Origin of the sequence: Streptomyces africanus (genome assembly GCF_030816955.1) — a bacterium.
Classification (GTDB): Bacteria; Actinomycetota; Actinomycetes; order Streptomycetales; family Streptomycetaceae; genus Streptomyces; species Streptomyces africanus.
In genome coordinates this window covers 6587558-6607969 of sequence record NZ_JAUSYP010000001.1, presented here as the reverse complement: position 1 = coordinate 6607969, position 20412 = coordinate 6587558, and the positions used below count along the sequence as shown (strand labels likewise).

At 70.5% G+C, this 20412-nt stretch carries 20 protein-coding genes and 1 pseudogene; 6 read left to right on the top strand and 15 right to left on the bottom strand.

All coding sequences use genetic code 11. From position 1 onward, the window contains the following. Positions 1 to 3: 3 nt before the first annotated feature. The 4 genes from QF034_RS30635 to QF034_RS30620 all read left to right on the top strand — a co-directional run bounded on the left by QF034_RS30635 (position 4) and on the right by QF034_RS30620 (position 5525). Entirely contained in the window at positions 4 to 984 is a 981-nt protein-coding gene (locus tag QF034_RS30635; protein WP_307177927.1) for an FAD binding domain-containing protein, read from the top strand. Next, the gene (locus QF034_RS30630; protein WP_307177926.1) at positions 981 to 3188 is read left to right on the top strand and encodes a xanthine dehydrogenase family protein molybdopterin-binding subunit; all 2208 of its coding nucleotides are present in this window, start codon (positions 981 to 983) and stop codon (positions 3186 to 3188) included. Before QF034_RS30635 ends, QF034_RS30630 begins: the two co-directional genes overlap by 4 nt. Positions 3189 to 3321: 133 nt before the next feature. After that, positions 3322 to 4521 carry an XdhC family protein gene (locus QF034_RS30625; RefSeq protein WP_307177925.1) on the top strand — a complete coding sequence of 400 codons (1200 nt, stop codon included), beginning with the start codon at positions 3322 to 3324 and terminating at the stop codon, positions 4519 to 4521. A gap of 26 nt (positions 4522 to 4547) precedes the next feature. After that, a complete protein-coding gene (locus QF034_RS30620; RefSeq protein ID WP_307177924.1) occupies positions 4548 to 5525 on the top strand; it encodes an aldo/keto reductase in 978 nt (325 codons plus the stop codon). Positions 5526 to 5876: 351 nt separating this feature from the next. Here the strand turns inward: QF034_RS30620 and QF034_RS30615 are convergent, their stop codons facing one another. The 9 genes from QF034_RS30615 to QF034_RS30575 form a co-directional block, all read right to left on the bottom strand. Continuing rightward, complete coding sequence (locus QF034_RS30615; RefSeq protein ID WP_307177923.1) at positions 5877 to 6098, bottom strand: hypothetical protein; 222 nt, start codon at positions 6096 to 6098, stop codon at positions 5877 to 5879. Continuing rightward, entirely contained in the window at positions 6098 to 6310 is a 213-nt protein-coding gene (locus tag QF034_RS30610; protein ID WP_370880867.1) for a hypothetical protein, read from the bottom strand. The genes QF034_RS30615 and QF034_RS30610 overlap by 1 nt, the downstream gene beginning before the upstream one ends. A 356-nt stretch (positions 6311 to 6666) precedes the next feature. After that, positions 6667 to 7368 (bottom strand): HAD-IA family hydrolase, encoded by a 702-nt coding sequence (locus tag QF034_RS30605; protein ID WP_307177922.1) that lies wholly within the window; start codon positions 7366 to 7368, stop codon positions 6667 to 6669. A 100-nt stretch (positions 7369 to 7468) separates the two neighbouring features. Then, positions 7469 to 7669: a Gfo/Idh/MocA family oxidoreductase gene (locus QF034_RS30600; protein WP_307177921.1), complete on the bottom strand. Its 201-nt coding sequence runs from the start codon at positions 7667 to 7669 to the stop codon at positions 7469 to 7471. Continuing rightward, positions 7666 to 8715, bottom strand: coding sequence for an NAD(P)-dependent oxidoreductase (locus QF034_RS30595; protein WP_307177920.1), 1050 nt, complete (start codon positions 8713 to 8715; stop codon positions 7666 to 7668). Before QF034_RS30595 ends, QF034_RS30600 begins: the two co-directional genes overlap by 4 nt. A gap of 258 nt (positions 8716 to 8973) precedes the next feature. Further along, complete coding sequence (locus QF034_RS30590) at positions 8974 to 10488, bottom strand: MFS transporter (protein WP_307177919.1); 1515 nt, start codon at positions 10486 to 10488, stop codon at positions 8974 to 8976. Between the two features lie 70 nt (positions 10489 to 10558). Beyond that, a complete protein-coding gene (locus tag QF034_RS30585) occupies positions 10559 to 11404 on the bottom strand; it encodes an SDR family oxidoreductase (protein WP_307177918.1) in 846 nt (281 codons plus the stop codon). Positions 11405 to 11490: 86 nt separating this feature from the next. Further along, on the bottom strand, positions 11491 to 12255 hold the full coding sequence (locus QF034_RS30580) for an SDR family NAD(P)-dependent oxidoreductase (RefSeq protein ID WP_307177917.1): 765 nt from the start codon (positions 12253 to 12255) through the stop codon (positions 11491 to 11493). 309 nt (positions 12256 to 12564) lie between these two features. After that, the gene (locus QF034_RS30575; RefSeq protein WP_307177916.1) at positions 12565 to 13608 is read right to left on the bottom strand and encodes an NAD(P)-dependent alcohol dehydrogenase; all 1044 of its coding nucleotides are present in this window, start codon (positions 13606 to 13608) and stop codon (positions 12565 to 12567) included. A 253-nt stretch (positions 13609 to 13861) separates the two neighbouring features. Between QF034_RS30575 and QF034_RS30570 the strand changes: the two genes are divergently transcribed. Together QF034_RS30570 and QF034_RS30565 are read left to right on the top strand one after the other, a co-directional pair. Beyond that, positions 13862 to 14749, top strand: a complete 888-nt coding sequence (locus QF034_RS30570; protein WP_307177915.1) for a helix-turn-helix transcriptional regulator — start codon at positions 13862 to 13864, stop codon at positions 14747 to 14749. Positions 14750 to 14839: 90 nt separating this feature from the next. Continuing rightward, entirely contained in the window at positions 14840 to 15259 is a 420-nt protein-coding gene (locus QF034_RS30565; protein WP_307177914.1) for a (R)-mandelonitrile lyase, read from the top strand. 30 nt (positions 15260 to 15289) lie between these two features. Here the strand turns inward: QF034_RS30565 and QF034_RS30560 are convergent, their stop codons facing one another. The 6 genes and pseudogenes from QF034_RS30560 to QF034_RS30535 all read right to left on the bottom strand — a co-directional run. Continuing rightward, entirely contained in the window at positions 15290 to 15946 is a 657-nt protein-coding gene (locus tag QF034_RS30560) for a response regulator (RefSeq protein ID WP_307177913.1), read from the bottom strand. Continuing rightward, positions 15943 to 17232 (bottom strand): sensor histidine kinase, encoded by a 1290-nt coding sequence (locus QF034_RS30555; protein ID WP_307177912.1) that lies wholly within the window; start codon positions 17230 to 17232, stop codon positions 15943 to 15945. Before QF034_RS30555 ends, QF034_RS30560 begins: the two co-directional genes overlap by 4 nt. Positions 17233 to 17492: 260 nt before the next feature. Further along, positions 17493 to 18323: an SDR family NAD(P)-dependent oxidoreductase gene (locus QF034_RS30550; RefSeq protein ID WP_307177911.1), complete on the bottom strand. Its 831-nt coding sequence runs from the start codon at positions 18321 to 18323 to the stop codon at positions 17493 to 17495. Between the two features lie 285 nt (positions 18324 to 18608). Beyond that, a complete protein-coding gene (locus tag QF034_RS30545) occupies positions 18609 to 19829 on the bottom strand; it encodes a cytochrome P450 (RefSeq protein WP_307177910.1) in 1221 nt (406 codons plus the stop codon). Between the two features lie 94 nt (positions 19830 to 19923). Next, positions 19924 to 20118, bottom strand: a complete 195-nt coding sequence (locus QF034_RS30540) for a ferredoxin (RefSeq protein WP_307079882.1) — start codon at positions 20116 to 20118, stop codon at positions 19924 to 19926. A 95-nt stretch (positions 20119 to 20213) separates the two neighbouring features. After that, positions 20214 to 20395: pseudogene (locus QF034_RS30535) on the bottom strand (cytochrome P450); the annotation flags it as partial. Between the last annotated feature and the right edge of the window lie 17 nt (positions 20396 to 20412).

Genomic DNA, 20412 nt, shown 5'->3' with positions numbered 1-20412 from the left:
GCCATGTACCCCTTCTCCTACACCACGGCGGACAGCACCCGCGAGGCCCTGGACGCGGGCCGGCGCGGCGGGCGGTACATCGCCGGCGGTACCACCCTGGTCGACCTCATGCGCGAGACCGTCGAACGCCCCAGAACCCTGGTCGACATCACGGCTCTGCCCCTGCGGGAGGTCACCGTCACCGAGCGCGGCGGCCTGCGCATCGGCGCCCTGGTGCGGATGGCCGAGGCCGCCGCCCATCCCAAGGTGCGCACTCTCTACCCCGTGATCTCGCAGGCGCTGGAGCTGAGCGCGTCGGCCCAGTTGCGGAACATGGCCACCATCGGCGGCAACATCATGCAGCGCACCCGGTGCACGTACTTCCGGGACGTCACCGCGAACTGCAACAAGCGCGAGCCGGGCTCCGGCTGTGCGGCACTGGAAGGCTTCAACCGTACGCACGCGATCCTGGGCACGTCCGCGGACTGCGTGGCCACCCACCCCTCGGACGTGGCCGTCGCCTTCGCCGCGCTGGAGGCGACCGTCCACCTGCTCGGCCCGGCCGGGGAACGCAGCGTCCCCTTCGCCGACTTCCTGCTCCGGCCCGGCAGCACACCCAACCGCGAACAGGCCCTCCGCCCCGGTGAGTTGATCACCGCCGTGGAGATCCCGGCCCACCCCCGTCCCCTCAAGTCCGGCTATCTGAAGGTCCGCGACCGGCAGTCGTACGAGTTCGCCCTGACCTCCGCGGCCGTCGCCCTGCACGTACGCGGCGGGCGGATCCAGGAGGCGATGGTCGCCGCCGGAGGCGTCGGCACCGTGCCGTGGAAGCTGCCCGCCGTCGAGCGTCACCTCATCGGCGAACGACCGTCGGAAAGCCTGTGGGCCGCGGCGGCCGAACGCGCCGCCGAGGGGGCCCGCCCCCTGGAGCACAACCGCTTCAAGGTCGAGTTGCTGAAACGGACCGTCGAACGCCAGCTGCGCGTCGTAGGAGGTACCAAGTGAGCCCCCAGCCGCAGGCAGCAGTCGGCGCGCCGCTCTCCCGTGTGGACGGCCGGCTGAAGGTGACCGGGAAGGCGACGTACGCCGCCGAGCACGACATCAAGGGCGTGGTCCATGCCGTCGTCGTCGACAGCAGCGTCGCCCGCGGCCGGATCACCGGCATCGACACCCGCGCCGCCCTCGCCCAGCCCGGCGTCCTGAAGGTGATCAGCCACCTCAACGCACCCAAGCTGGCCTACCGCGACAACCCCGCCTCGATCGACCCGCTGGAGGGCGATCGACTGCACGTCTTCCAGGACGACCAGGTCCTCTTCCACGGGCAGCCGGTCGCCGTCGTCGTCGCCGCCACGCTGGAGACGGCGCAGCACGCGGCGAGCCTGGTGAAGGTCTCCTACGACGCCCGGCAGCCGTCGACCGACATGGCCGACCCGGCCGACCGCCCGGACTGGAAGCCCATCACCTACGCGCGCGGTGACGCGGACAAGGCGCTCGCCTCCGCCGCCGTACAGCTGGATGTCACGTACCATCTGGGCCGCAACCACCACAACCCGATGGAGCCGCACGCCACCATCGCCCGCTGGGACGGGGACAAGCTGACACTGTGGGACAAGACCCAGTGGGTGCCGGGCACGCAGGTCGAGCTGGCCGCCGTGTTCGGTATCCCGCAGGAGTCGATCCGGGTCATCTCGCCGTTCGTCGGCGGCGGGTTCGGCGGCGCGATCCGCTCCTGGCCGCACGTCACGATCGCGGCCGTCGCCGCCCGTGAGACGGGCCGCCCGGTCAAACTCGTGCTTTCGCGCAAGCAGCTCTACTTCGGGGTCGGTTACCGGCCCACGTACGAGTTCCGGCTGGGCCTGGGCAGTGACCGGCGCGGGCGCCTGACCGCCATGGTCAACGACCTCACGGCCGAGACCTCGACGTACGAGAACTTCGTGGAAGAGGGCGTCCTGGCCCCCGGCAACATGTTCTACAGCACCCCCAACGTCCGCCAGGAATACCGGACGGTGTCGCTCGACGTGAACACGCCGTGCTGGATGCGCGGGCCCGGCTACGCCACCGGCTCCTTCGCCGTCGAGTCGGCGATGGACGAACTCGCCCACGAACTCGGCATCGACCCGATCGAGCTGCGCAGGCGCAACGAGCCGGCCGAGGACGAGTCGAGCGGACTGCCGTTCTCCACCCGGCGGCTGCGCGAGTGCTACACCACCGGCGCCCGCGAGTTCGGCTGGGACCGCCGCAACCCCAAGCCCCGCTCGACCCGCGACGGGGACTGGCTGATCGGCACCGGCATGGCCGCCGGCGTCTACCATCACCTCTACTGGGCGGCCCAGGCGTCGGTCCGGCTCGACGCCGACGGCACGGCCCTGGTCGAGGCCGCGACCAGCGACATGGGCCCGGGCACCTACACCTCCCAGACCCAGCTCGCCGCCGACGCCCTCGGTCTGACCATGCGCAACGTGACCTTCCGGCTCGGCGACTCCCGTATGCCGGTGACCCCGCCGCACGGCGGCTCCATGACCATGGCCAACGTGGGCTCAGCCGTCCAGGACGGCTGCGACAAGCTGCGCAAACAGGCGATCCAACTCGCCGTCGAGGACGAGGACTCGCCGCTGTACGGCGCCGACACCGACACCGTCGTCGTACGCGGCGGCCGGCTGTACGTGAAGGACAATCCCGCGCGCGGGGAGACCTACCAGCGGCTGCTGGCCCGCAACAACCGCACCCACCTCGAGGTGCTCGGCTCCTACACTCCCGAAGAGTCCCACCGGGCCTCGGTGCACTCCTACGGCGCGGTGTTCGCCGAGGTCGCCGTCGACGCCCGCCTCGGTCTCGTCCGGGTGCGGCGGATGCTCGGCGTGTACGACGTGGGCCGCGTCATCAGCCCCAAGCTCGCCGACAGCCAGGCCCTGGGCGGCATGGTCGGCGGCATCGGGCAGGCCCTCCTTGAGCACATGGTCATGGACCAGCGCGACGGCCGGATCGTGAACGCCGACCTGGCCAACTACCTCGTCCCCGTCAACGCCGACATCCCCGACCTCAAGGCCATCTACCTCGACGGGGAGGACCACGAGGCCGACCCCATCGGCGTCAAGGGCATCGGCGAAGTCGTCCAGCTCGGGGTGGCCGCCTCCCTCGCCAACGCGGTCTTCCACGCCACCGGACGCCGCATCCGCACCCTGCCCATCACGGCCGAAGCCCTGCTCTGAGCAACCGGGCCCGCCACGACCGCCCTGCGGGCCGCCCCGCCACGCAGGGCACACCAGGGCCGCCGCCGCGAACTCCGTTCCCCCGGCGGTGCGGCGGCGGCCCGTTCACCACGTCCTCGAGGAAGACCCGTCCATGCTGAACATCGCGGAAACGCTGTACGCCTGGTGCGGGGAAGCCCGTCCCTTCGCCCTCGCCACCGTCGTCGACGTCAGCGGCAGCGCACCCCTGCCACCCGGCACCGCGCTCGCCGTGAGCGCCGACGGCGACGTGATCGGCAGCGTCTCCGGCGGCTGCGTAGAGGCAGCGGTCTACGAACTGTGCCGGCAGACACTCGAATCCGGCGGTGCTCCGGTACTGACGCGCTTCGGCTACTCGGATTCCGACGCCTTCGACGTGGGCCTGACCTGCGGTGGCGAAATCGAGATCCTGGTACAGCGGGTGGATCCCGCGGTGCAGCCCCATCTCACCTCAGCCCTCACCGAGATGGTGGCGGGCCGGCCCGCCGCGGTGGCCCAGATCGTGGACGGCCCGGAAGAACTCCTCGGCGGTACCCTTCACGTGCCTGCCGAGGGCCCGTACGACGGAACCCTGGGCGGGCAACGCGAGGACGAGGTCGTCGCGGCGCAGGCACGTGCGCTGCTGCGGGCCGGCCGCACCGGCCGGATCGAGGTCGGAGGAGACGCCGACACCTGCCCCGAGCGGCTGTCGGTTCTCGTCCACACCAGTGCCCGGCCTCCCCGCATGCTGATCTTCGGTGCCGTCGACTTCGCCGACGCGCTGAGCGAGGCGGGGCGTTTTCTGGGCTACCGAGTCACCGTGTGCGACGCCCGTCCTGTCTTCGCCACCCGCGCCCGCTTCCCGCACGCGGACGAGGTCGTGACCGACTGGCCGCACCGGTACCTGGCCGCCACCGAAGTGGACTCCCGTACCGCCATCTGCGTCCTCACCCACGACGCCAAGTTCGACATCCCCCTCCTGCGCCTCGCGCTGAGCCTGCCGGTCGGCTACATCGGGGCCATGGGCTCCCGGCGCACCCACGAACAGCGCCTGGAACTGCTGCGGGAGGCCGGCGTACCGGAGGCAGACCTCGCCCGCCTCAACTCCCCGATCGGGCTCGACCTTGGCGCCCACACACCCCAGGAAACGGCCATCTCCATCACCGCCGAGATCATCGCCCACGCCAACGAGGGCACCGGCCTGCCCCTGTCCCGCCGCACCGGCCCGATCCATGCCCCAGTCTCGGCGTCCCGGAAGGGGGCACTGGCGGACCCCCCGAAAAGCAGTACCCCATACGCGGGCCCGGTGGCGGTCGACGGCTGGTTGCCTGGATAAGGAAACCAAAAGAACGGAGCTATCTGATGCAGCACGTCTCACTCGGTGGGCTGAACGTCTCCCGGATCGGCCTGGGCGCCATGGGGATGTCCGCCTTCTACTCCGGTGCGAGCACCGATGACGCCGAGTCGATCCGCGCCATCCACCGGGCACTGGACCTGGGCGTCACCCATCTCGACACGGCCGAGATCTACGGGCCGTTCATCAATGAGGAACTGGTCGGCCAGGCCCTCCGAGGCCGCCGCGACCAGGTCGTCCTGGCGACGAAGTTCGGCATGTTCTCGCACTCCGGCGGCGGAGCCTACGTCCTCGACAGCAGCCCGGCGAACATCCGCACCGCCGTCGAAGGCTCCCTGAAGCGGCTCGGCACCGACTACATCGACCTGTACTACCAGCACCGGGTCGACCCCGACACCCCGATCGAGGAGACCGTCGGCGCCCTGGCCGAGCTGGTCGCAGAAGGCAAGGTCCGCCACATCGGCCTGTCCGAGGCCGGGGTCGAGACGATCCGCCGCGCCCACGCCGTCCACCCGGTCGCCGCGCTGCAGACCGAGTACTCCCTGTGGACCCGCGACGTGGAGGCCGAACTGCTGCCACTGCTGCGCGAACTCGGCATCGGCCTGGTGCCCTACTCGCCGCTCGGCCACGGCTTCCTCACCGGCACGTTCCGCTCCACCGAGGACATCGCCGACGACGACTGGCGCAAGACCAACCCGCGCTTCACTGGTGAGAACCTCAAGCTCAACCTGCGCATCGTCGACGAGGTCCAGGCCATCGCCACCGAGGTCGACGCCACGACGGCCCAGATCGCCCTGGCCTGGCTTCTCGCGCAGGGCGACGACGTCGCCCCGATCCCAGGCACCAAGCGCGCCGCCCGCGTCGAGGAGAACACCGCCGCCGACGGCATCAAGCTCAGCACCGACCAGATCGAGCGGCTCAACAACCTCACCCCGCCGGCCGGCGCCCGCCATGACGAGGCGAACATGGCCTCCATCGAGCACTGACCGACCACACCGGGGCATCGGCGCCCGTCCAGCACCGAACCGCCCTCAGGCTCACGCGGCTCAGGCTCTCTGAGCTCCCACTGCTGCCCCGGCACGTCCGCCGGGGCAGCAGCTCGTTTTCCACCACGGGCGCCGAGGTCGTGCGGGAGACGTCCGAGGCGAGGGTCATATAGGTCGTCAGGCCTCGTTCAGGGCCGTGGTGGCCGGCCCGACGGTGCCCGGCGGGATGCCCCGATGGCTGAGGGCGTCTTCGACGGCCTGGACGCAGGGCCGCCAGGGCGGTATTGCCTGGGGTGTGCCGCGTAATCCTGGCGGGTCCAGCAGCACGGGTCCCCGAGCAGCGGGAGCAGGTCAGGGGTGGGGGTTAGGGGCACGGCGGAAGACGGCGGCGGGGCCGATGACCTGCGGGCCGAACTTGTCACGAATCCGGTCGGCGGCGCCTTCCGCGGCAAGGCGGGCCTCGTGGGCGTCATCGAGGGACAGCTGCCGGGCCACCTGGTCGGCGTCGAGGAGGTCGTCGCCCTTCAGGATCAGACCGGTCAGGCGGCCACGCTGCAGGCCGGCGGCGTCCATCAACTGGTAGGCGAGCTGGCGCAGGTCGTCCTCATGGGCGGAAGGGGCCGTCGGGCGGCGGGTCCAGTCCCAGCTGCCGCCGTCGTCTTCTTCGCCGCCGTCTTCATGGCCGGCTGCTTCTTTGCGGTCTTCTTCTTCGGCAGCTCGTGGACGTCGGCGTCCTCGCCGCGGGAGGCCTTGGCCTGCTGGCCGGACTCGGTCAGGGCGGCCATGAGATCGAGGACCTTGCCCGGCTGCTCGGGCTCCGGGGCTGGCGCGGTTGAAGCAAAAGTGTTCGCCGAGACGCACGTCGCGCGGTCGCGACGCGGGTGTTGGTCGCCGTGGTGGTGGCGGTGAGGGTGGCCCGGCCGGCTACAGCGTTCGTCGGACCCGGAAGGGGTGGTGGTGGGCCGGGGAGTCCGGCATTGGAAACATCAGGAACCAGCCGCCGAGGAAGAGGTGGTCGTCGAACGTCCTGATGGACGTCTCGTCGGCCGGACCCAGGTCCGGGTCGGCTGCGCTCCGCGTCCACCGCAGGTTGGCTTAACCCGCGCGTGGGGTGGGCGGTGACGCGAAGCTGCGGGTTTCGTCATCGGGTCTGCGCCGCCGAGTCGGCCGGAGGGGTCCGGGCGGGTGGCGTGACCGGTCGCAGGTGGTTCTCGGCCGCCAGCAGCCCCTCCCCCGACCAACGCAGCGACCGCAGGTCGGCGACCACGACGTCCGCGTCCATCACCAGTGCCCGTTCGCCGACGCCGACGACGCCGCCCACTCCGGCTCGGCGGGCGGCCTCGATGCCGGACGTGCTGTCCTCCAGGACGACGGTGTGCTCGATTGGGGTGCCCAGCGCCTTGGCGCCGGAGAGATACCCCTCGGGATGCGGCTTGCCGTCCGTGACGTCGTCCGCGGTGACCAGTACGGACGGCACCGGGAGCCCTGAGGCTTTCAGGCGGGCGGTGGCCAGTGCCCGGGTCCCGGACGTGACCACCGCCCACGTGCCCTGCGGCAGTGACGCGAGGAGGTCGGCGGCTCCGGGGACCGCCGTAACCTGGGCAGCGTCCTCCAGTTCGAAGGCGTCGATGGCGGTAAGTGCCTCGGCGCGCAAAGCCGGCGGGATCAACAGCCGCACGGTGTCGGCGGATCGGCGGCCGTGGACGGCGGCGGCTACTTCGTCGGGATCGAGGCCGTAGGCCTGGGCCCAGCGGCTCCAGGAGGCGATGACGCTCTTGTCGGAGTCGACCAGGACGCCGTCGCAGTCGAAGAGCAGGGCTCGGGCGGGGAGGGTGACGGACATGGCGGTCCTTGGGTGCGAAGGTGGTCGGGCAGGCCGGTGCGCTCCGGGGAGGGCCGGGCCTGCCCGTGAGTCGGTTACGTGCGTGTGGTGCCGCCGGTGCTCAGTTCGCGTCCGCGTGGTCGAGCGCGTCGTCGAGGGATGGGTATCCACGGTCCGCGCCGAAGGCTTCAGCCGCGGACCGCCCCTTTTCTCCGTCCGGGTGCACCGCGGCCACCAGGTGCGCCCCGGCGCCTCGGGCTGCGCGGGTATGCACGACGGCCATGAAGCCGGCACCGGCCACGGCGACTCGCATGGCACTCATGCGTTCCTCGCACCCGCCGCGGTGGTGACCGGACGGCTGCGGTAGCGGTGGACGAGCTCCCGGGCCGCCACCTGCATACGCACCGGCGGCAGGCCCGCCCTGATCTGCAAGAGGTCGTCGAGGACCATCTCCCCGATCTTCTCGAAGGCCGCGGGGATACCGCCGGCCCGGTGCGCGGACAGCACGAGTCCTTCCACCGCACGCGCCGGGTGATCGGCCGTCACCGGCTCCTCGGGCCAGACGTCCAGTGCCGCGAGGAAGTGGCCCTGGCTGACGAGTTCGATCAGGGCCGTGAAGTCGGCGACCGCGGCCCGGCTGACCAGGACCAGGCGGGCACCGGGGCGCAGTCGGCGCAGCCGTGCCTCGCTGAGCAGCCGCTCGCTCTCCTCGGTGATCGTGGCCAGGACGAACAGGACCTGGCTGGTCTCCAGTACCTCGTCGAGCGAGGCCGGGATCACTCCGTGCTCCTCCAGGTGGCGCTCCGGCAGCCACGGGTCGTAGACACGGATGGTGGCCCGGAACGGCACGAGCAGCTCGTGCAGCGCGCGCCCGAGGTTGCCGAAGCCGATAAGGCCGATCTCGGCGCCGCGCAGCAGGATGGAGTCGGTGTTGGACGCGAAGGTGTACCCCTCGGCGCCGGCCCGGAAGGCGCGGTCCTCGCGGGTGATGCCCCGGGCCAGGTCGAGCGCGAGGCCGAGGGAGTACTCGGCGACGGCCTGTGCGTAAGCGGGTCCGCAGCCGAGCACGTGGACACCGCGGTCGGCGCAGGCGGCGTAGTCAACGTTGGGGAAGAAGTTGCCCTCGACGTTGCACAGGGCCCGCAGGCTCACGGCACGCTCGACGCGTTCGGCGGGCAGGTCGGGCTGGCCGACCACGGCGAAGGCTCGGGGAAGCGCCAGGTCCAGCTGCCGTTCGGCGTCGGGATCGCCTTCGAGGTCGAGCACCTCGAACTCCTCGTGCAGTCGACGCAGGGTCACCGGGGCGAAGGTCCGCTCGGTGGACTGGGGCGCGGGGTAAAGGACGACCAGTTCCTTGGGATGTGTCATCGGGCGGCTTTCTGTGGGGGCGGAGAAAGGGGGCCGGGCACGGTGCGTTCTTCGGAGCGCAGACGGAGCATGACGTTCTCGGCCTTTGTGGGCTTGGCCGGGCCAGGGTCGCGGCAGCAGAGGCATCAAGGGACTTGACCGGGGCCAACAGGCTCGAAATCTCATGCTCGCGGGCAGTTTGCTCGCTGAGTACGAGGAACGGCACGTGCGGACCGTCAAGGGGTGTCTCGACGTTCCACATGTGCCGTTCCTCGTGCGTCAGCGCGTCAGCTCAAGCTCCCTCTCCTCGAGATCGAGTCTGCCCGCTGAGGGCCCACCTCCCGCCGCAGTGTCGCCCCGCAGCACGACCAGGACGACAGCGGTGATCAGCAGCCCAACTGCGGTCAACGCGGCCACGGCGATCACCGCCGTCCCCATGCCGGGGAGCAGTTCCCCGGCCCGGGCCCCGCCCGAGCTCGACATGATGGCGGTGACGACGGCCATCATCACGGCCCCACCGACCTGGATGAAGGTGTTGAGCAGTCCTGAAGCCAACCCCTGCTCGTCATCCGAAACGCCTGCGGTCGCCTGCGAGTTGACCGCGGGAAACAACACCGCGAATCCGATCCCGAGCAGCACCATGGTCGGGAACATGAAGTTCCAGTAGCTCATGCCCGGCGACGTACGCAGGAACAACAGATAAGCCGCACCGAACGCCAGCAGGCCCACCCCCACCAGGACCGTGGTGTTGAACCGGTCGAGGACGCGTTCGATCTTGATCGCGGAGATCACGACGATCAGCCCGACCGGCAGGAAGGCCACCGCCATGCTGATAGGGCTCCACCCGAGCGAACCCTGGACGTAGAGCGTGGCGAGGAACTGGAAGGCGGCATAGCCGCCGAACATCACGAAGCCGGCGACGTTCGCATGCACCAGCCGCACCGAACGCAGGATGCCCAGGCGGAGGAGCGGGTGAGGGTGGCGCAGCTCGATGACGACGAACGACACCGCGAGCAGGGTTGAGATCGCGAAGAGGGCCAGTGTCTGGGCGCTGGCCCAGCCGACCTCGGGAGCCTGTACGACGGCATACACCAGGATCAGCAGGGACACTGTGGAACTCAGCGCGCCGAGCAGGTCGAACTGCGCGAAGCTGAACTTCTCCCGGGCCACCCTCGGCACGACCCGCATTCCGATCACGAGCAGGAGCAGCGCGACCGGGCCGGGGAAGAGCAGGGTGGCACGCCACGAGAGCTCGGTGAGGAAACCTCCGAAGACCAGCCCGAGCGAGAACCCGGAGGCTCCGCAGGCGGAGTAGATCGAGAACGCCTTGTTGCGGGCGGGGCCCTCGGCGAACGTGGTGGTGATGATCGACAGGCCGGCCGGCACGGTGAACCCGGCACTCACACCCTTGACGAAGCGCAGCGCGATGATCAGCGCGTCCAACGTCGACAGGGCACTGATGACCGAGGCGACACCGAAGACGCCGACCGCCGCGAGGAACACCCGGCGGCGACCCAGGAGGTCCGAGACCCGCCCACCGAGGAGCAGGAAACCGCCGTAGCCGAGGACGTACGCGGAGACGATCCATTGGAGGATGGCCGTGTCCATGGCCAGGTCCCTGCCGATGGAGGGGAGGGCGACTCCGACCATGGATATGTCGAGGGCGTCGAGGAAGAGTGCCCCGCACAAGGTGACCAGAAGCAGCCAGGTCCGGCTGTTCCAGCCCGTCGACGCGGAGACCGCGAAACCCTGCGGGTCACTGGTCTGGGGGATGGGTGAGGTGGTGTTGGGCAAGGAAGGCAAAGGAGTCTGGTGCCCTTCGGACAGGGAGATACTGGTGGGTCCGCCCGGTGTGTGGGGTGGTTCAGGCGTTGGTGTCGTCGTGGCCGAGGTTGCCGCCCAGTGCGCGGGAGGCTTCGACCTGGGCGAGGAGTTCGCGGGCCTTGGCCGTGACGCCCTCGATGGCGTCGGCGCCGGCGACGAAGCGCACCGGCGGCTGCTCCTGCCCGACAACGGTCAGCAGGGCGCGGGCGAGCTTGACGGGATCACCCGGCTGCTGCCCGTTGATGCTCTTCCACGCCGCGACCGTGGCAGTGGTGCGCTCGGCGTAGTCGGCGATGGTCGGCTCGGGCCAAGTGGTGGAGGCATCCACCAGCAGCTCGGTACGGAAGTAACCGGGCTCCACGATCGTGGTGCGGATGTTGTACGGCGCGATGTCCTGGTGCAGGGCCTCCATCCAGCCCTCCACGGCGAACTTGGAAGCCGCGTAGGCGGCGGTGAACTCCGTGCCCACCTGACCGGCCAGCGAGGAGATCGACACGACGTGACCGTCGCGCTGAGCACGCATCACGGGCAGGACCGCACGGGTGACGTTCATCGGGCCGAACAGGTTGGTCTCGATCTGCTGGCGCATGTGCTCCGGGGAGACCTCCTCGAAGTAGCCGGCGAAGAAGTTCCCCGCATTGTTGATCAGCACGTCGATACGGCCGAACCGCTCGACCGCCGCCTGCGCGGCCGCCTGCGCCTCCTCCAGACTGGTCACATCCAGCCTCACGGTCAGCAGGTTGTCCTGCGGCCCGCCCAGCGTCTTCTCAACCTCCTCGGGGCGCCGCCCGGTGGCCACGACCTGGTGACCGGCCGCCAGAGCCTCACGGACGATGTCCGTGCCCAGACCGCGCCCGGCACCAGTGACAAAAATGACCTTGCTCATAACGATTCCTTTCCGGGGCCGATGCAGCCCGGGTGATGGGGTGTTGATGCGTTGCCCTGGCCGGGGAGGCCGCGCGATGGAGGTGCTCAGGCTTGCTCGGTGGGCATGATCCACAGCTCGCCGACCGCGGCGTGCCGGGGACGGGTGACCATGTAGGTGACACCGTCCGCGATGTCCTCGGGCGCGAGGACCTCGGTTCCATCGAAGAAGGGGTTGATCACCTCGTCGCGGATCTCGGGCTTGTTGTGCGTGCCCAGTTCGCTCTCCACGGCACCCGGCTCGACGACACCGACGCGTACGTGGCGCTGGGTGACTTCCTGGCGCAGGGACTCGGTGAAGGCGTGCACGCCGAACTTGGTGGCGTTGTAGACACCGAACCCGCTGCTCGCCACGCGACCGGCGTAGGAGCCGATGTTGACGATGTCGGCGACCTGGCGCGGCGCCTGTTCGGCAGCCTTCAGCAGATGCGGCAGGGCGGCGCGGGTGGTGTAGAGCAGACCCTGGACGTTGACCGCGATCATGCGGTCCCACTCCTCGGCGTCCGCCCCGACGACAGGCCCGACGAGCATCAGACCGGCGTTGTTGACCAGGGTGTCCAGCCGCCCGAACCGCTCGACGACCTGCCCCACGGCCACTTCTGCCTGGTGACGGTCGGTGATGTCCGCTTCCACCGCCAGCGCGGTGCCACCGGCTTTCTCGATCTCGGCAGCAAGAGCTTCCAGGCGGTCCTTGCGGCGAGCCACGAGCGCCACCGAGGCGCCCTGCCCGGCGAGCTCGCGGGCGGTGGCGGCGCCGATCCCGCTGCTCGCGCCGGTGACGAGAGCGACGGTTCCGGTCAGTGTCGTAGCCATGGGGGGTGTCCTCATCTCCAAACGTGGGGTGAAAGGGCAGACGGCGGGCTGCGGCGGCGACGATCTCCTGCGTGCCGCTACGGCGCGTACTACTCGAGTGATCGATGCCGTGCAGCAGGCCCGCTATCCAGGCAACCACCCGCCTGCCCTGCCCGGGCCCCTGTACGGGGCACGCCTCTTCCGGGGGTCTGCCAGTACCCCCCTCGCCGGTTCCGGCGAGGGGGGCGCCGTACGGACCCCATCGACCGCCGTGGCCAGGCGCCGTCGCCGCCGGCGACCAGGTCCAAGCGGCCACGGCCTGAGGGCGGCTCAAGCGAGCGTGGCGGTGTCGATCACGAAGCGGTAGCGCACGTCCGAGGCGAGGACGCGCTCGTAGGCGTCGTTGATCTTCGAGGCGGGGATGACCTCGATTTCGGCACCGAGGCCGTGCTCGCCACAGAAGTCGAGCATCTCCTGGGTTTCGCGGATGCCTCCGATCGCCGAGCCGGCGTAGGAGCGTCGGCCGAGGATCAACGAGAAGGCGTTGACCGACAGCGGCTCCGCCGGGGCGCCGACGTTGACCATCGTGCCGTCGATGGCCAGCAGCGAGAGATAAGCGCTGACGTCGAGCGGCGCGCTGACGGTATTGACGATCAGGTCGAAGGTGCCGGCCAGCTTCTCGAAGGTGTCCGGGTCGCTGGTGGCGTGGTAGGCGTCCGCGCCGAGGCGCAGTCCGTCGTCGATCTTCTTCAGTGACTGGGACAGGACGGTGACCTCCGCACCCATGGCGTGGGCGAGCTTGACGGCCATGTGGCCGAGTCCGCCCAGGCCGACGACGGCGACCTTCCGGCCCGGCCCGGCACCCCAGTGACGCAGCGGGGAGTAGGTGGTGATGCCTGCGCACAGCAGTGGCGCGGCCTCGTCCAGGCCCAGGGTCTGGGGAATCTTGACCACGAAGTCCTCGGTGACCACGACGTGGGTCGAGTAGCCGCCCTGGGTGATCGTGCCATCCCGGTCGACGGAGCCGTAGGTGAGGATGTTGCCGCGCAGGCAGTATTGCTCTTCGCCCTTGAGGCAGCTCGTGCACTCACCGCAGGAGCCGACCATGCAGCCGACGCCCACCCGGTCGCCGACGGCGTGACGGGTGACCGCGGGGCCGATCTCGGTGACGATACCGGCGATCTCGTGACCGGGGACCAGCGGATACGGGACCTCGCCCCACTCGCTGCGGACGTGGTGGATGTCGGAGTGGCAGATCCCGGCGTACTTGACCTCGATCAGGACATCGTGCGGACCCAGGTCGCGGCGCTGGATCGTGGTGGGGACGAGCGGCGCGGTCGCGGAGACCGCGGCATAGGCGTTGACGGTGAGCACAGGTTCTCCTGGTCTGGCGTGTGCGGTTCCCACGGCGGTCACACCGCGGGGGTCTGACGGACGGCCGGTGGAGGTTCCCCGCCGACGGGGCGGCGTCACATCAGGTCTTGCGGGCCGGCGTAGCGGGCCCGATATCCACGCAACCACGCGGCGGCCCCCGCCAGAGCCCCCGTAGGGGGCACGGCTCACAGGGGGGTCCGGCAGTGCCCCTTTCCAGCACCTGACGCGTCCGGGATCGTCGTACGGTAGTTCTATGGACCGCAGCAGCGAGATCCGTGAGTTCCTGCGCACCCGCCGGGCCCGGATCACCCCCGAACAGGCCGGTCTCGCCCCGCACGGCGGCGCCCGCCGCGTGCCGGGGCTGCGCCGCGAGGAAGTCGCCCAGCTCGCCGGGGTCAGCGTCGACTACTACGTCCGCCTGGAGCGAGGCCGCACCCAGGGCGTCTCCGAAACCGTCCTGGACGCCGTCGCCCGCGCCCTGCACCTCGACGAGACCGAACGCGCCCACCTCTTCGACCTCACCCAGCCCACCCCCGCCCGGACCCGCCGCAAGCGGCCGCTCGCCCCCCAGCGAGTCCACCCGGTCCTGTACCGGACCCTGGACTCTCTCAGCGTCCCCGCGGTGGTCCAGGGGCGACGCACAGACGTCCTTGCCGCCAACAAGCTCGCCCACGCCCTCTACACCGACTTCGAAGCCAGGCCCCGCCGCGAACGCAACTTCGCCCGCTTCGTCTTCCTCGACGAGGCCGCCCGCACGCTGTACGCCGACTGGGACCAGGTCGCCGGCGACTGCCTGGCTTTGCTGCGCCTGTACGCCGGCCGCCACCCCGACGACCCGCAGCTCACGGAGCTGATCGGCGAGCTGTCCCTGCACAGCGACACCTTCCGCCGCATGTGGGCCGACCACGACGTCACCGCCCACACCACCGGCACCAAACGCCTCCACCACCCGCTCGTCGGCGACCTCACCCTCGACTACGTGGTCCTCGCCGTCGAAGGCGACCCCGAACAGACCCTGGTCATCTACACCCCGGAGCCGGCATCCCCCTCTGCCGAAGCCCTGGGCATCCTCGCCAGCTGGACCAGCACGTCCACCACCCGCCCCCACACCTCCGGACAGACACACAACCCAGCCGGCTGACACCCGCGGACATTCGCAGCACCAGCGCCCGAAGCGGCCCATCGCCGCATCACGGCCATATCCCAGCGCGCCTTCGCCAGGAGAGGCACCATGGAATTCGCCAAGCAGCAGCGCACCGTCAAGGCACCGGCCGACTGGTTCACGGGTGACGTGTGGTTCGACGTGATCCACGCCGGCCAGGAGCCGTCCCGGATGCGCGCCAACCTGGTGCGCTTCTCCCCCGGCGCACGCACCCACTGGCACTCTCACGCCCTGGGCCAGGCCCTGTACGTCGTCTCCGGCACCGCCCTGATCGGCACCCGCGACGGCACGGTCTTCGAGGCTGCTCACCCCGGCGAAACCGTCACCTGCCCGCCCGGCGAGGAGCACTGGCACGGCGCCGTGTCCGACGGTTTCATGGAGCACATCGCCATGTGGGAGGGTCTCGGCGACGGTATCCCGGAGACCGAATGGCGGGAGCCGGTCACCGACCAGCAGTACAACGGGCCGCGCACCACCAGCCGGGCCTGAACCGGCAACCGCCCCGTGAGCGGGCCCGGTTCATGCCGGCCGGACCAGTCCCACGTCGTAGGCGAAGACCACGGCCTGGACGCGGTCGCGGGCGCCGGTCTTGGCGAGGATGCGGCCGACGTGGGACTTGACGGTGGTTTCGGCGACGTGGAGGTGGGCGGCGATCTCGGCGTTGCTGTAGCCGCAGGCGATGGCGCTGAGGACCTCGCGTTCGCGGTCGGTGAGGGAGGCGAGCCGGCGTTCCTGATCACGACTGCGGTGGCTGATCTTCTGGCTGAAGACGTCGATGAGTTTCCGCGTGAGGCCGGGCGCGATGACGGCGTCTCCGGCGGCCACCGCGCGGATGGCGGCGACGAGTTCGTCGGGCTTGACGTCCTTCAGGAGGAATCCGCTGGCGCCCGCGCGCAGGGCCGCGTAGGCGTTTTCGTCGAGGTCGAAGGTAGTCAGGACCAGGACGTGGGAGCGGCTGCCGGAGGTGACGATGCGTCGGGTGGCCTCGATGCCGTCCATGCCGGGCATGCGGATGTCCATGAGGACGATGTCGGGGTGGAGTTCGGCGGTCATCCTGACCGCTTCGGCTCCGTCGGCGGCTTCGCCGACCAAGGTCAGGTCGGGGTGCTGTTCGAGGAGCATGGTGAAGCCGAAGCGGTGCAGGGCCTGGTCGTCGACGATGAGGACGGTGGTCATGACGGGCGGTTTCCCGTGGTCTGTGCCGGGGCGGGGAGGGTGAGCCTCTGCCCGTGGGGGTCGTCCTGGTGCCTGTGAGGCCGGGAGGCCGGCCGAGACGTGGAGGGTGTGGCGGGGGCCGCGGTGGGAGTGAGGACGGCGCGGACGGTCCAGCCTCCGCGGGTGTTGGGGCCGGCGGTGATGCTGCCCTGGTAGAGGGCGGCGCGCTGGCGCATGCCGACCAGGCCCTGGCCTGCGCCGTCGTTCCGGTCGACCCCGTGCCGGGCACGGTGCGGGCCGGTGTCCTCGATGGTGACGTGGACCAGCATGTGGTCCGCGCAGACGGCGACCTGGATGGTCGGGTCGGGTGCGGCGTGTTTGAGGGTGTTGGTGAGGGCCTCTTGCACGATGCGGTAGACGACCAGTTGGAGTCCCGTGGCGAGTCCTTCCAGGTCGCCCTCGGTGTGCAGGGTGACGCTGGGGCCCGCTGCCCTCACCCGTTCCAGCAGGGCGTCGAGGTCGGCCAGACCCGGTTGGGGGGCGAGCGGGGCGGTGCCGGGCTCGTCGTGGATGACGGTGAGGAGGCGGCGCAGGTCGCCCAGGGCGCCGCGCCCGCTGTCGGCGATGAGCCGCAGGGTGTCGGCGCCGCGTCTGGGTTCGTTCTCGGTGAGTCCGGCGGCGCCGTTGGCCAGGCCCACGACGACGGACAGGGTGTGGCCGAGGATGTCGTGCATCTCGCGGGCGATGCGGGCGCGTTCGGCGGCTGCGGCAAGACGGGCACGCTGGTCGCGTTCCACTTCCAAGCGCACGGCACGGTCCTGCAGGGCCGTGATGTAGGAGTTCACGAGTCGGCTGATGACACCCAGTCCGGCGATCGCCACGACGTCGAGCAGCATGATCAGGATCAGCGCGGGAGCCTGCAGGAAGTGGTCGAACTGCCCGTCGTCCGAGTAGACCACGTACGCCGCGATCCCTTGCGCGAGGCCGAGGGCCAGGGCAACGACCAGTTGGCGGGCGGTTCCACGGCGGCCCACATTGAGCAGGGCCACCAGGCGCCCGGCGTCCGCAGCCGTCAGGATTCCCAGGGGGAGTGCCGCCACGGCGGTGGCGGTGGTGATGGCGTAGACCGTCATGGGGTGCTGCTTGCGCCAGAGCAGCGGGACGGTGAGCCCGGCGATCAGCGCCAGGACCGCCGGGACGCCGGGTCCGTCGGCCGCGTCCAGGAGGGAGGGCAGGCCGAACGCGGCGCACAGGGCCGGCACGCCCCAGCGTGAGACCTGCGGATGGGCCTTTTCCGCACGATTCATCGACGCCAGCCAGCACAGCAGAGGGCGGAACGTGCGGTGTTCCGGGCCACTCAGCAGGGTCCGTGGATCTACGGGATGAGCCGTCGGTGCTGGTGCGGTCACTGTCGTACATCCTTCATGGTGTGAGCGGGCCTTCCAGCGGTCCTGGCGGTGACGGCCGAGGGCAGGATTTGGAGACCGGCCGGGGCGGGTTTCCCGCCCGTGCGGCCTGCGGCCCGAACCCGCGCCCCGGGGTGTCGGCCGGAGCGCCGGGCGGCTCGTCAGACGGCGGACCAGCCGTCGTCGACGGGCAGGACAGCGCCGTTGATCATCTCGGCGGCATCGGAGGCGAGGAAGACGATGGCGGCGGCCTGCTCCTCGGGGGTGGACCGTCGGCCGGGGTTGGTGCGGAGGAAGTCGCGCATGACGGTGGGCCCGTGCGGGGCCGGCCCGCCGTCGGGCTGGGCCTCGCCCAGCATGGTGTTCACGAGGGCCGTGATCTTGGCCGGTTCCAGGGAGTTGGTGAGGTTGTTGGTCTGTGTCCCGCCAGGGGCGATGGCGTTGGTGCGGATGCCCTGCCCCCGGTACATCACGGCGAGGCTCTTGACCAGGCCCACGACGCCGTGCTTGGAGGCGGTGTAGGCAGTACCGGACGCGCTGCCGCGGAACCCGGCCTCGGACGCGGTGAAGACGATCGTGCCGTGGCCCGCTTCAAGCATGTGCGGCAACGCGGCCCGGGTCAGCAGGAAGGGCGCCGTCAGGTTGATCCGTATGACGCGTTCCCACTCGGCGTCCTCGACGTCGGCCAGAGCCGACATGCTGTCTGTGATGCCTGCGTTGTTCACCAGGACGTCCAGGCTGCCGAAGGTCCGGATGACGGTGGCCACGACCTCGTCGACCACCTGCGGGTCGCTGAGGTCGCCGGCGACTGCGACGGCGGTGCTACCCGCCGCCTCGATCGCCTTGGCGGTCTCCTCGGCGCCGTCCTTGTTCAGGTCCGCGACCAGGACCTTGGCTCCCTCCTTGGCGAACATCAGGGCCGCGGCCCTGCCGATGCCCGAGGCCGCCCCGGTGACGATGACGCTGCGCCCTTCAAATCCCTTGCCGCTCATGGGTATTCCTCTTCTCTATGTGCGTTTCACGCCTCTGTGCGTGCGGTCTGATCCCGCCTGACGGTCGGCGGTGGTCCTTGCGTTGCGGACCGGTGTCCGCGGGCCCGGCGGCGGTGGGACATGTGATCCGCCGCCGGGCCCGGGATGCGCGCCGTACCCCCTGTCCCCACGGAGCACGGCGCGGTGGGGCCGCCGCCGCTCAGGACGGCCCCGTTCGGTGTGCCCGGGCTCAGTGAGCCGGGGCCTGTGGTGGCTGACTGCGCAGGGCGCTGTCCGCCTCGCCGGTCACCAGGCGACCGGCAGTTCGCGGACGCCGTAGACGGCCATGTCGTGCCGGAGCCGCAGCTCCTCCAGCGGCACCGCCAGCCGCAGCCCGGGCAGCCTGCGCAGCAGGGTGGGCAGCGCCACCTGCAGCTCCATCCGCGCCAGGGACTGGCCCAGGCACTGGTGGGTGCCGTAGCCGAAGGCGACGTGGCCGCGGGAGTTGCGGTCGACGTCCAGGGCATCGGGCCGGTCGAGGAAGGCCGGGTCGCGGTTGCCGGCGGGCAGGTTGACGGTCACTCCCTCACCGGCCCGGATGAGCTGTCCGCCGAGGGTGAGGTCCTCGGTGGCGACGCGCCAGACGTGGTCCTGGGGGACCGTCAGGTAGCGCAGCAGTTCCTCGATCGCGTTCGCGACCACGGCCGGGTCGTCGGTGTCGCGGATGCGGGCTGCCTGGTCGGGGTGGACCAGCAGGGCCAGGGTGCTCAGGGCGGTCATGTTGGCCGTGGTCTCGTGGCCGGCGATCAGCAGCATGAGGCCGTCCATCGCCACGTCTTCACGGGTGAGTTCGCCGGTGGCGACCCGCTCGCCGATCAGACGGCTGATGAGGTCGTCGCCCGGCTCGCGCTCCTTGCGCCCCACCAGCTCCAGCAGGTAGCCGAAGAGGGCGCCGCTGGCCACCCGCTTGCCCTGCTCCGTGGTGTTCGCGTCGGTCAGGGTGTTGCTGTGCTGCTGGAAGAACTCGTGGTCGGAGTAGGGCACTCCGAGCAACAGGGAGATCACCAGGGACGGGATGGGCAGCGCGTAGTCCCGGACCAGGTCCGCCGGCTGTCCCTTGGCGATCATCTGGTCGAGGAAGTCGTCCGCCATCTTCTGGACGTCCGGGCGCATCCGCTCCACCCGTTTGATCGTCAATTCCCCGGTGAGCATCATCCGCAGCCGGGCGTGCTCGGGGTCGTCCATGCGCTGGAAACTCTGGGGCAGATCACCGGGTTTCCCGGAAGAAGCCGGGTAGCCGGGACGTCGGTCGTCCGAGCTGAGGCGCGGGTCGCTCAGAGCCGCGCGGACGTCCGCATACCGGCTCACCACCCACAGCGGCTCGCCGTGCGACACCGCCCGCTGGAGCCCTTCGGCCTCACGCCAGTCGGTGTACTCCTGGGGCGGGTCGAAGGGGCAGCGTGCGTCACGCTTGCCGGGGAAGGCGGGCAGGCCGGTCGGGTCGTTCGTGGGGGTTGATGTACTCATGGATGCTCCTGTGGGGGGGTTGCTGTGGGGGTGTCGGCACCGCACACGACTGGTGGTGCCTGGTGAGGTGTCGGCGGGCGACGGTCGGCAGGCGTCACTCCGCCAGGTGGATGGCGGCGGCCGGGCAGACCATGGCCGACTCGCGGACCGCCTCGTGCACCTCCGGCGCGGGCGTCTCGTCCAGCAGTACGACCATGCCGTCCTCGTCGCGCTGGTCGAACACCTCGGGCGCGATCATCACGCACTGCCCGGAGGCGACACACTTGGGAACGTCTACTTCAACCTTCATGGCATCTCCATTCGTTGGACTGCCTCCCCGCCCCGACCGGGTGGGGGGCTCTGGTCAGAAATCGGTCAGGGCCTGCGGTCGGCCGGTTCGTGTCATCAGGCGGCCGGCAGTTCGTGCAGGCCGTAGGTGACCAAGTCGTGCCGGAACCGCAGCTCCGCCGGCGGCGCCGCGAGCCGCAGCCCGGGCAGCCTGCGCAGCAGGGTGGGAAGGGCCACCGGGAGTCGACGCGGGCCAGGGGCTGGCGCAGGCACTGGTGGATGCCGTAGCCGAAGGCGACGTCGCTGAGTCGTTGAG

Coding starts and splice junctions, on each gene's coding strand:
- QF034_RS30635 (WP_307177927.1), top strand. CDS start 4: ATGTACCCCTTCTCCTACACCACGGCGGACAGCACCCGCGAGGCCCTG.
- QF034_RS30625 (WP_307177925.1), top strand. CDS start 3,322: ATGCTGAACATCGCGGAAACGCTGTACGCCTGGTGCGGGGAAGCCCGT.
- QF034_RS30620 (WP_307177924.1), top strand. CDS start 4,548: ATGCAGCACGTCTCACTCGGTGGGCTGAACGTCTCCCGGATCGGCCTG.
- QF034_RS30615 (WP_307177923.1), bottom strand. CDS start 6,098: ATGGACGCCGCCGGCCTGCAGCGTGGCCGCCTGACCGGTCTGATCCTG.
- QF034_RS30610 (WP_370880867.1), bottom strand. CDS start 6,310: ATGGCCGCCCTGACCGAGTCCGGCCAGCAGGCCAAGGCCTCCCGCGGC.
- QF034_RS30605 (WP_307177922.1), bottom strand. CDS start 7,368: ATGTCCGTCACCCTCCCCGCCCGAGCCCTGCTCTTCGACTGCGACGGC.
- QF034_RS30600 (WP_307177921.1), bottom strand. CDS start 7,669: ATGAGTGCCATGCGAGTCGCCGTGGCCGGTGCCGGCTTCATGGCCGTC.
- QF034_RS30595 (WP_307177920.1), bottom strand. CDS start 8,715: ATGACACATCCCAAGGAACTGGTCGTCCTTTACCCCGCGCCCCAGTCC.
- QF034_RS30585 (WP_307177918.1), bottom strand. CDS start 11,404: ATGAGCAAGGTCATTTTTGTCACTGGTGCCGGGCGCGGTCTGGGCACG.
- QF034_RS30580 (WP_307177917.1), bottom strand. CDS start 12,255: ATGGCTACGACACTGACCGGAACCGTCGCTCTCGTCACCGGCGCGAGC.
- QF034_RS30570 (WP_307177915.1), top strand. CDS start 13,862: ATGGACCGCAGCAGCGAGATCCGTGAGTTCCTGCGCACCCGCCGGGCC.
- QF034_RS30565 (WP_307177914.1), top strand. CDS start 14,840: ATGGAATTCGCCAAGCAGCAGCGCACCGTCAAGGCACCGGCCGACTGG.
- QF034_RS30560 (WP_307177913.1), bottom strand. CDS start 15,946: ATGACCACCGTCCTCATCGTCGACGACCAGGCCCTGCACCGCTTCGGC.
- QF034_RS30555 (WP_307177912.1), bottom strand. CDS start 17,232: ATGAATCGTGCGGAAAAGGCCCATCCGCAGGTCTCACGCTGGGGCGTG.
- QF034_RS30550 (WP_307177911.1), bottom strand. CDS start 18,323: ATGAGCGGCAAGGGATTTGAAGGGCGCAGCGTCATCGTCACCGGGGCG.
- QF034_RS30545 (WP_307177910.1), bottom strand. CDS start 19,829: ATGAGTACATCAACCCCCACGAACGACCCGACCGGCCTGCCCGCCTTC.
- QF034_RS30540 (WP_307079882.1), bottom strand. CDS start 20,118: ATGAAGGTTGAAGTAGACGTTCCCAAGTGTGTCGCCTCCGGGCAGTGC.